Source organism: Methanomassiliicoccales archaeon, from assembly GCA_013415695.1.
Classification (GTDB): domain Archaea; phylum Thermoplasmatota; class Thermoplasmata; order Methanomassiliicoccales; family JAAEEP01; genus JAAEEP01.
This window is the reverse complement of sequence record JAAEEP010000032.1, coordinates 1-10,514: the sequence shown is the minus strand read 5'-3', so window position 1 is coordinate 10,514 and position 10,514 is coordinate 1. Positions and strand designations below refer to the sequence as shown.

7 protein-coding genes, 1 tRNA gene and 1 pseudogene are annotated in these 10,514 nt (G+C 52.5%); 7 read left to right on the top strand and 2 right to left on the bottom strand.

Annotated elements, in window-relative coordinates:
* Positions 1-18 precede the first annotated feature (18 nt).
* Positions 19-183, top strand: a complete 165-nt coding sequence (locus GKC03_09890) for a hypothetical protein (protein ID NYT12836.1) — start codon at positions 19-21, stop codon at positions 181-183.
* Between the two features lie 10 nt (positions 184-193).
* Here GKC03_09890 and GKC03_09885 read toward each other — a convergent pair whose 3' ends face one another.
* Positions 194-2,362, bottom strand: a complete 2,169-nt coding sequence (locus tag GKC03_09885) for a DUF835 domain-containing protein (protein NYT12835.1) — start codon at positions 2,360-2,362, stop codon at positions 194-196.
* Between the two features lie 151 nt (positions 2,363-2,513).
* On the opposite strand from GKC03_09885, the gene GKC03_09880 reads away from it, so the two are divergent.
* Positions 2,514-2,610: transfer RNA gene (locus tag GKC03_09880), tRNA-Thr, on the top strand.
* Between the two features lie 19 nt (positions 2,611-2,629).
* Here the strand turns inward: GKC03_09880 and thiC are convergent.
* The gene (thiC, locus tag GKC03_09875) at positions 2,630-3,904 is read right to left on the bottom strand and encodes a phosphomethylpyrimidine synthase ThiC (GenBank protein NYT12834.1); all 1,275 of its coding nucleotides are present in this window, start codon (positions 3,902-3,904) and stop codon (positions 2,630-2,632) included.
* A 255-nt stretch (positions 3,905-4,159) separates the two neighbouring features.
* On the opposite strand from thiC, the gene gyrB reads away from it, so the two are divergent.
* From gyrB to GKC03_09850, 5 genes and pseudogenes are all read left to right on the top strand, one after another.
* Positions 4,160-6,055, top strand: coding sequence for a DNA topoisomerase (ATP-hydrolyzing) subunit B (gyrB, locus tag GKC03_09870; GenBank protein NYT12833.1), 1,896 nt, complete (start codon positions 4,160-4,162; stop codon positions 6,053-6,055).
* Between the two features lie 8 nt (positions 6,056-6,063).
* The gene (gene gyrA / locus GKC03_09865) at positions 6,064-8,574 is read left to right on the top strand and encodes a DNA gyrase subunit A (protein NYT12832.1); all 2,511 of its coding nucleotides are present in this window, start codon (positions 6,064-6,066) and stop codon (positions 8,572-8,574) included.
* 117 nt (positions 8,575-8,691) lie between these two features.
* Positions 8,692-9,393, top strand: a complete 702-nt coding sequence (locus GKC03_09860) for a signal transduction protein (protein ID NYT12831.1) — start codon at positions 8,692-8,694, stop codon at positions 9,391-9,393.
* 106 nt (positions 9,394-9,499) lie between these two features.
* A complete protein-coding gene (locus GKC03_09855; protein ID NYT12830.1) occupies positions 9,500-10,138 on the top strand; it encodes a hypothetical protein in 639 nt (212 codons plus the stop codon).
* Between the two features lie 53 nt (positions 10,139-10,191).
* Positions 10,192-10,395, top strand: a pseudogene (locus GKC03_09850) (energy transducer TonB).
* Positions 10,396-10,514: the final 119 nt, after the last annotated feature.

Below are 10,514 nucleotides of genomic sequence, written 5' to 3'. Positions count from 1 at the left end.
GGCGAGATCAATGAGGAGATGAAGAGAGCCAAGTCCGCGCTCCTGGATGCCAAGGCAGAGGGCAAGGAGGTCAACGTCATGGTCAAGTTGCTAAAAGAAGCCGCCTCGGCACTCAATCGCGAGAAATACGACGAGGCCCTCGAGAAACTGGTGGAGTTCCGATCAGAACTTAGACATCTGTGATCATAATCTTCTAGGCCCGGACATCCGCTTCCCTGATGACCTCCATTTCCCTTTCTAACACGGATCTGTCCTGGGGGTCGAGGCTCTCAGGGTCGACGCTCACAATGAATATCGTGACATCTTCATGAACCTTGTCCACCACCGATCTGATGAATCTAACGACTCCTTCAAATGAGGTATTGCTCATCAGGTATTGCACGTCGTCGAGAAGGATGATCTTCCTCCCATCCTCCTCCATGAACTCGTCGATGAGGAGCATGATTCTCTCCAGAGAGGGCGGGATGGTGTTCTCCTGTTTGGACTCGTGATCTGTCAGCCACAGGATACGCGGCTCCCCATCCAGACATCTTTCCCTGAGGTAACGTGGGTGACTCCGGGTGATGGCCATGGCCTTATATCCTTCGCTTAGCTTGGAGGCCGCAAGGGCATGCGATGCGTTGGCTTTTCTTTCCTCGATTAGGTAGCTGACACCATCCGTCAATGATGGTCTTTCTATCTCCACCGGCACTGGTCTTTCGTATGTCAACACCTCCCGGGCCGTTTCCAGACCTATCGGGCTGTTCATTAGAGAAGAGAAGGCCAATATCCGATTGAGACCCCCCTCCATCTCCCTCACGTTGGAACGGCATACCTCGGCGATGAATATGAGCACCTCGCTAGGTACCTCCAGCTCCTTTTCCTTGACCATCCTTTCCAGGATCGCGATCCGAGTCTCCAGGTCAGGTGGTTGGAGGTCGGCGATCAAGCCTGATTCGAATCTGGTGATCAGCCTCTCGCTAAGGGAGGGTATGTCCTTGGGGAGTCTATCGCACGCCAGAACAATTTGATGACCCCTTTCCACCAGGTCGTTGAAAAGATGGAAGATCTCCTCTTGCGTCTCCTCCTTTCCTGCAATGAACTGTAGGTCGTCCAGAAGGAGGATGTCCACCATCCTGTACTCCTCCCTGAAGGATTCCAGCCGTCTGTTGGCTATGGCTTCAATCAGTTCAGATTCCAAGACCTCTGTTGAAGTGTATACCACCTTTAAACTGGCGTCAAGCTCCATTATCCGGTTTCCAATGGCTTGAAGAAGATGGGTCTTGCCAAGACCGGACCTGCTATAGATGAACAACGGGTTATAGCTCTCCCCGGGGTTCATAGCCACCGCCCTAGCGGCCGCCTCGGTGAAACGGGTATTGGAACCCACGACGAAGGATTCGAATTTCAGGCGGGGATTTAGCCTCCTCCCGATCCCTTGCTCGTCCTGGGAACCGGCAAAGCAGATAGGGCAGCTTCCGTCCTGGCTGAGATAGCTCCCGCATTCCGGGCAGCTGATAGTTCTCTCTCCAGCTGAACGCATCTTGTGGTACTGGAGGATCAGATCGTACACCGCATCCATCTTCTCGTCCACCAGCTTGCGGTCCCGATCCATATGGATCTCGTTCTCGGCATTCTTGACAGAATCCTTTTCACTGATCCGCTTCTTGAATCTAGACAGTTCCGCCTCGATCTCCTCGATTCTCTCTGGGTCGACCATCTTCCTCCTTAGAGATTCCACTTCCCTTTCATAACCCATGGTATCAAGAAGAAGGATGCGATCGTTCAATTCCTCAAGCCGTATGAGGTTGGTCTCGAAGTATGGTAGAGCGAGACGGGCCTCCTCCCTATCTCTCCTTAGAAGGCGATCCAAGGATGAGAGGTCGTAGCCTTTTACAGACCAGGCCTTTAAGAAAGGGGTCACTTCTTGGTCCTCGACATACTCTGACATCTTGGGAGGAGGGTTCGGTAGGAAAGGCGGGAGAATGAGGTCTGTCATGGCTATTTCAGAGTCAGGGAATACCTCGATCACCTTCTCTTGCGAGACATCGGCGTGAAGCGTGATGTTGCACTCGGGGTACACCGAATCCTCCCATAGGAATTCAACAGCCTTCCGGCCCATGTAGACGCGTCCCGCTCTGCCCACCTCATCCCACTTGAATACATACACCGATAGAATTGGCTGGCCCAGCTCAAATACGACTATGCCCTCTGACCTCTTTCCCGTCAATGCGAGATTCAGACGGACATATCCGGAGAAGCGATATCTTCTGACTCTATTGAAAATCTCTTGAAGAGATTCTCTACCTCCCTTGTGCTGGCTAATGACCCTTCCTTCCGGTAAACCCAAATCCGAGAGCACGCTGACCTTTTGAAATAACAAGCATAGGTTCTATAATCCTTTTCGCGTGATTTTCTCATTTTGACGTTATATCAGAGCAGATTGAGGGCAAAACCAGTTTTCTCAACCCGTGCAAGTGGTTTTTCCGACTGAAGAAAAATATAAATGAGTAGTGTCAGTTCAGTCTCCCCAGGCCACTGTAGCTCAGCGGTAACCCCCCAAAGGGGTCGTTAAGGAGCGGCGGTTTCGTAAACCGCAGGTCGAGGGTTCGAACCCCTCCAGTGGCTCCATTTCTTCTATCTGGATCACTCAACTGTATCTTTTCAGGTAATCCTTCAGAATCCTAATGGCGCAGACGTCACCGCACATGGAACATCCCTCCTCCTCGGCGGTGCTACCCCTAGCCCTGTAAGCCCTAGCCTTGTCTGGATCGACCGCTTCCCTATACATGCTCTCCCAATCAAGGGCCTTCCTCGCCTTGGACATCGCCAAATCCCTGTCCATTCCCTTTCCCCTGGAAAGGTCTGCGACGTGAGCCGCTATCTTGCTGGCTATCAAACCTTCCTTGACATCCTCGGATGTGGGAAGAGAAAGGTGTTCCGAGGGAGTGACATAGCACAGGAAGTCAGCCCCGTTGTAAGCGGCCAACGCTCCACCGATCGCTCCGACGATGTGATCGTATCCAGGGGCAATGTCTGTCACCAAAGGACCAAGAACATAGAACGGGGCGCCGTCACAGATGGTCTTTTCCACCCTGACGTTGGCGGCTATCTGGTCCATCGGAACGTGTCCCGGTCCTTCGACCATCACCTGAACGTCATTCTCCCTCGCCCTCCTTACCAGATCGCCAAGGATGATGAGCTCCTGTATCTGCGGTCCGTCGGTGGCATCCTGAATGCAGCCAGGTCTGAGTCCATCACCCAGAGAGAGAGTGAAATCGTACTCCTGGGCCATTTCCAGTAGGTAATCGAAATTCTCGTAAAGCGGGTTCTCCCGCTCATTGTGGATTATCCAGGCAGTTAGAAAAGCCCCACCCCTGGAGACCACGTCCGTGATCCTCTTGGAGCGCTTGAGCCATTCCACGCTCTCCTTTGTGATCCCACAATGGACGGTCATGAAGTCCACACCGTCCTTTGCGTGCAGCTCTATCCCATTGAACATATCGTCCTCGTCCATGTCGACGACAGCGCTCCGCCGGGCAGCCTTGAGCCCAGTCTGATAGATGGGGACGGTTCCCAATGGCACATCAACCTCTTTGAGAATGGCCCTCCTTATGGCGTCAATGTCCCCCCCAGTGCTCAGATCCATTAAGGTATCTGTGCCGTATCTCAGGGCCACCCTCGCCTTATCGATCTCATTATCGAGGGAGGGGACGTCCCTCGAGGTGCCTATGTTGACGTTGACCTTGACCAACATCCCCTCTCCGATTCCCACCGGTCGTGGTGAGTGGATGGGATTCCCTGGTATCACAACGCGACCGCTCGCCACCTGCCTTCTCAGGTACTCGGGGTCCAATCCCTCGGCCTCGGCAGCCCTGCGAATTCGCTCAGTAACCCCCCAGCGGGCCTCTTTCATCAAGGTCATCAATCTAGCCAAATTCATCAAACATTATAAGCATTTGTGCCTGGCCCCTACACCCTTTTCGAATAAGGCGAAAAGGCCCGGGAAAAGGCCTGAAAAAGGGTTCATTTATTTAAATACCCAGATGTTCTCGAAGGATATTAATACTAGTATACCATTAGGTTGAAATAAGGATGGATGGGAGCAGTAACTTCATTTGCTGTTGATAAGAATTAGAGGAACCTTGTTTCCAATCTTTGGTGATTAGAGGGCGTGTTCATGGAAGATTCGAGTTATGGAGCAGAGGATATTCAAGTGCTAGAGGGCCTGCAGGCCGTGCGCAAGCGTCCAGGAATGTATATTGGAAGTACGGATGCTCGAGGGCTCCACCATCTCGTTTACGAGGTGGTTGATAACAGTATAGATGAGGTTGTGGGGGGCTTCTGTGACCAGATCAAGGTGGTGATCAATGCAGATGGCAGCGCCACCTGTTCGGACAACGGTCGCGGGATTCCCACAGGAATTCACGAGAAGTTCGGCAAATCCGCATTAGAATTGGTCATGACCACGCTGCATGCTGGCGGAAAATTTGACAGGAAGAGCTACAAGGTTTCAGGGGGTCTCCACGGCGTAGGTCTATCGGTGGTCACCGGTCTTTCAGTATGGTTGGAGGCCGAAGTCAGGAGAGAGGGTAAGATCTATAAACAGCGCTATTTCAGGGGCATCCCCGAAGGACCGGTCGAGGTCGTTGGGGAAACGAGTGAGACAGGAACCATTATAACCTTCATGCCCGACCCCGAGATCTTTGAGGAGACCGATTTCGATGACGATGTGCTCTCCCACCGTCTAAGGGACCTTGCTTTCTTGAACAAAGAGGCCAGAATCATATTCAAAGACCTGAAGACCGGGAGGTACGAGCGCTTCCATTACGAGGGAGGAATAATCGAGTTCGTCAAGCACATCAACAAGAACAAGACCGTTCTTCATGAGAACCCCATCTACATCACTGGAGACAAGGATGACATTCTGGTGGAGGCGGCGCTCCAGTACACGGATTCTTACACTGAGAACATACACTCATTCGTCAACAACATCAACACCATTGAGGGAGGGACCCATATTGTGGGTTTCAGAGCCTCACTCACCCGCACCATGAACGATTACGCGAGGGCATACAACCTGATCAAGAACAACGGGGAGAGCCTGGGCGGAGAGGACGTCAGAGAGGGGCTTACCGCTATCCTGAGCGTCAAACTGCCCGAACCTCAATTCGAGGGTCAGACCAAGACCAAATTGGGAAACAGCGAGGCAAGGGGGGCGGTCGAATCCATCATGAACGAGAAGCTCTTCCAATTCCTGGAGGAGAACCCCAAGGTGGCGGAGGTCTCGATTGGCAAGGCACTCCTCGCAAGGCAGGCCAGGGAGGCAGCCAGGAAGGCCAGGGAACTGACCAGGCGCAAGAGCTTCCTAGAATCTACATCGCTTCCAGGAAAGCTGGCCGACTGCACCGAGAAGGACCCGGCGAAATCAGAGCTATTCATTGTTGAGGGCGATTCGGCAGGTGGAAGCGGCAAACAGGGAAGAAACCGCAACTTCCAGGCAATCCTGCCCCTAAGGGGCAAGATACTCAATGTGGAGAAGGCCAGGATGGACAAGATCCTGAAGAACACGGAGATACGGAACCTGATAACCGCCCTGGGTACCAGCATCGGGGAGGAGTTCGATATCTCCAAGTTGAGGTACCACCGGATAGTAATAATGACGGATGCCGATGTGGACGGTGCCCACATTCGCACCTTGTTGCTCACCCTGCTCTTCAGATACATGAGGCCGGTTATCGAGAACGGTTACGTTTACATCGCCCAGCCTCCTCTCTACAGGGTCTACCGCGGGAAAAAGGAACTCTATGTATACTCCGAAAGGGAGAGAATCGAAGCAGTTGACGAGCTGGGAAGGGGAGCGTCCATTCAGAGGTACAAAGGTCTGGGTGAGATGAACCCCACTCAACTCTGGGAGACCACCATGGATCCCGAGAACAGGATCCTCAAGAAGGTGACGATTGAAGATGCGGTCAGGGCGGATGAGCTTTTCACGACCCTCATGGGCGATCAGGTCCAGCCCAGGAAGGATTTCATCATCGAGCACGCCAAGGAAGTGGAGAACCTGGATATCTAGGTGGTCTTATGGAGGACAGCATAGGCAAGATCATTCACCGTCCAATAGAGGACGAGATGCAGAAATCGTACATCGATTACGCGATGAGCGTGATCGTTGGGAGAGCACTCCCCGACGTTAGGGATGGCCTAAAGCCAGTTCATCGCAAGATCCTATTCGCCATGCACGAGCTTGGCAATACTTTCAATAAGCCTCCCAAGAAGAGCGCCAGGATCGTAGGCGAGGTCATCGGTAAATTCCATCCACACGGCGACATAGCTGCCTACGACGCCTTGGTCAGAATGGCACAGGACTTTTCACTCCGCTATCCTCTCGTGGACGGTCAGGGCAACTTCGGCAGCGTGGACGGGGATGGTGCAGCGGCCATGCGTTATACCGAGGTAAGGCTCGCCAAGATAGCAGAGTTCATGCTCGCTGACATCGAGAAGAACACGGTGGATTTCGTCGACAACTTCGACGCTTCCCTTCAGGAGCCGGTGGTCTTGCCAACTCGGCTGCCAAATCTTCTTATAAACGGCTCCTCCGGCATCGCCGTTGGAATGGCCACCAACATCCCACCTCACAACCTCCGTGAGACGGTGGACGCCATCGTGCACCTGATAGACAATCCTGAAATGGAGATCTTGGAACTGATGGAGTTCATCAAGGGGCCAGACTTCCCCACGGGGGGAATCATTTACGGCATCAACGGAATAATAGAGGCGTACACCACCGGAAAGGGGCGGATCAAGGTCAGAGCCTTGGCCGACATCGAGGAGCTGGAGGGAAGGAACCGGATCATTGTCACGGAGATACCTTACCAGGTGAACAAGGCCAACCTGATCGAGACCATCGCGGAATTGGTCAAGGACAAGAGGATCGAGGGGATCACTGATCTCAGGGACGAGTCGGACAGGGAAGGTATGCGGATCGTCATCGAGCTGAGGAAGGACATCATGGCGGACGTGGTCCTAAACCAGCTATTTGCCCATACCCAAATGGAGGTGACCTTCGGGGTTATCAACATCGCCCTTGTCGACAACGAGCCAAAGGTGCTCCCCCTGAAGGAGACCATTCAGTACTTCATCGACTTCAGGAAGGAGGTCGTGATTAGGAGAACCAATTACGAGCTGGAACAGGCTAGAAAGCGCGAGCATATCCTCCAGGGCCTAATGATAGCGGTGGACAATCTCGATGAGACCATCCAGATCATCCGTTCCTCTGAGAACGCTGAGGAGGCCAGGAACCGGCTGATGGAGCGGTTCGAGCTCGACGAGGAGCAGGCAAAGGCCATACTTGATATGAGATTGCAGAAGCTGACAGGATTGGAGATCGAGTCCTTGCGTCTCGAGTTCGAGGAGCTTCTGAAGCATATCGCTGATCTCGAGGACATCCTAGCCTCTCCAGAAAGGGTTAGGGCCATAATCAAGGAAGAGCTCTTGGAGATCAGGGAACAGCACGGCGACGAGAGGAGAACGGTGATCGTTGAGGACGCTCTGGAATGGGATCTTGAGGACCTCATACCAGTTGAGGACATGGTGGTCACCATTACCCAGGACGGTTACATCAAGCGTGTCCCGCTTGACACGTACAAGGGACAGAGGAGGGGGGGCGTAGGCCTCATTGGAATGCAGACCAAGGAGGAGGATGTCCTTACCGATCTATTCGTAACCTCGACCCATGACTACCTCATGTTCTTCACCAACCTGGGTCGGGTCTACTGGCTCAAGGCCTATAGGTTACCCATTGGAGGACGGCACGCCAAGGGAAAGCCCATCGTGAATCTGCTTCCCAATCTGGAAGATGGGGAGGTGGTGAACGAGACCATACCCGTCAGCGAATTCGACGACTCCAGATTCCTGGTCTTCTCAACTCGCAAGGGCATCATCAAGAAAACGCGCCTTTCCGCCTACGCGCATGTGCGCAGCACTGGCATCATTGCCCTCAACCTGGACGAGGGGGATGAGCTTGTTGAGACAAAGCTGACTGATGGCCAAAAGGAAATCGTATTGGCCACCAAGAAAGGACAGGCGGTTCGTTTCCAGGAGTCAGACGTAAGGCCAATGGGGCGACCCGCCAGAGGGGTCAGAGGGGTCAGGTTGGGCGGCGATGACGAGGTCGTGTCCATGGCTGTCGTGACTCCTGATTCCAACCTCTTGACCCTCACGGAGAATGGATTTGGCAAGTTGTCCAAAGTGGAGGATTACCGAAAGACCAAACGCGGAGGCAAGGGCGTCATCACCATTAAGACCACCGAGCGCAACGGGATGGTGGTGGCAGTCAAGGAGGTAGCGGAAGGGGACGAGTTGATAGTCACCAGTCAGCAGGGGATGATCATACGAGTTCCAGTAGATCAGATCCGCCTCTCGGGAAGGGCCACAATGGGAGTCACCATAATGCGCATCAAGGAAGATGACACAGTATGCGCAGTGGCTAGACTGGCTCGAGAAGAGGATGAAGGTATTGAGGAGTCGGGGATCATCGATACGAGAAATCATTCCTCGCTCTTCAATTCCAATAGTGAGAACAATGATCAGTGAAGGGCCAGACAAACTCCTCACTATCTATCAAGGCGGGTAATTTGCATTTTTCAAAACCTAGCTGAAAAGCTTTATTAAACAGCATTCTGTTGAAAATGCACCCGACGGTGATACGTCATGCTCAAGAATTCAATCAAAGGTATGGAAAAGATCTTCCGAACCGACATTGATCCTCCTAAGGTCATTCTTGTCACCGGACCGCCAGGATCGATGAAGACCAGCTTCTGCTACTCGGTAATGTCCTCTTATTTGGAGAATAAAGATGAAGTGGGTCTTTATGTCACCTTGGAGGAGACCGCAGAAAGTCATCTCCGGAACATGAGGAGCCTTGGAATGAAGCTCAGTCCCAACCTGCAGATCTCTGATTTTACTGACCTGAGGGAGATAGACGACATCGTCGAGGGGGATGCTCCCACAGACTATGCCCAGTTCATCGAGCAGATGCTGTCCTATTTCAAGAAGAAAAATGGGGATAAATTCACCGTCTTTACCCTCGATTCCCTTGGCGCTCTCTACTCTCTGATGGACAGTGTTAACGGGATGAGGAGGAAGATGTTCTACTTCTTCAAGGCGCTTAGGGACATGAACCTCATCACATTCATTGTAATGGAGAGATCCCAGGGAGATCCCTCAGATCTGCTTGGCAACGAGGGTTTCCTTGTGGACGGGATAATAGAGCTTGGCCTTGACAGGACGCGGGGTAAACTGGCCCGCTACATGCGAGTTGAAAAAATGAGGGCTTGCCAGCATAGCATGGAGAAGCACACCATAGAAGTCGGGGAAAGCAACCTGACGATACTGGGACCGACCCTCGTCTAAGTGGTATCTGGAAATGTTCAAGAAAAGTACTTATGCCAACTTGGAAATACGAACGCGGATTCACGATATCTTATTTGATTACAGTTGATGATTTGGAGGCGTTTCTGTGTCGAACAACGAAGTTCCCATATGGGACATCATTGAAGAGTTCAAGGATAAGATCAAGACCCAAGAGGCAGAGATAAACAGTCGCAAAGAGGAGCTAGATTCTTGGGAGAGCAACCTCAATCAAAAAGAGAAGTCCCTTGAGGAGAGGACTCAGCAGCTGGATGCCAAGGATAGGGAGCTTGAAGACCGGGAGACCGAGCTCAAGCCACGAGAGTTGAAGGTCCAGGAGACTGAGGAGAGGCTAGACAACCTCGAGAGCGAACTTCGACAGCGGGAAGAGGAGTTGCGGCTTGGAAGAGACAGCCTGGAGAAAAGAGAGCGGGAGATTACTGGAAAGGAGGAAGAGGTCCTAGTTCTTTTCGAATCGACAACCCAGCATGAAACAAAGCTCAAAGATGTGATGGAGAAGATCTCTGGAATGGAGGAAAAACTCCTGAATGAAGAGATGCAGCTCTCCAAGATACTGGAGGAGATGACCGCCAAGAGGGAGGAACTCCTAGCCAAGGAGAATATTCTCCTCGAACAGGAGGCGTTGCTGGCCGACAGCAAGGCTCTGGTCATGGAGGACCAGAAGCGTTTCGTTGAGTGGGAGCAACAACTCAACGATCGGGAAGAACTGCTCGTGATAGTATCTTAGTAAGGAAGGAAGCCCTGGTTGAGAAAGGCGCTCAGGAGATCGGCATCTCATTGGATTCGATCGAGGCTGAAGAACTCGAGTCCCAGTCCGAGCCTGAAACCGAGCCTGAACCAGAGGTTGAACCAGAGGTTGAAGAACCAGAACCCACGCCGGAACCAGAGCCTGAACCAGAGGTTGAACCAGAGGTTGAAGAACCAGAACCCACGCCGGAACCAGAGCCTGAACCAGAGGTTGAACCAGAGGTTGAACCAGGACCTTTACAGCAGAAGGTCTATTCTGAGACTTTCTGTCCCGATTGCAGAACCATAGTAGATGCAGAAGCTGAGACCTGCTACGCATGTGGAGCTCAACTGAAGCAAACAGCATCAGAAACTGC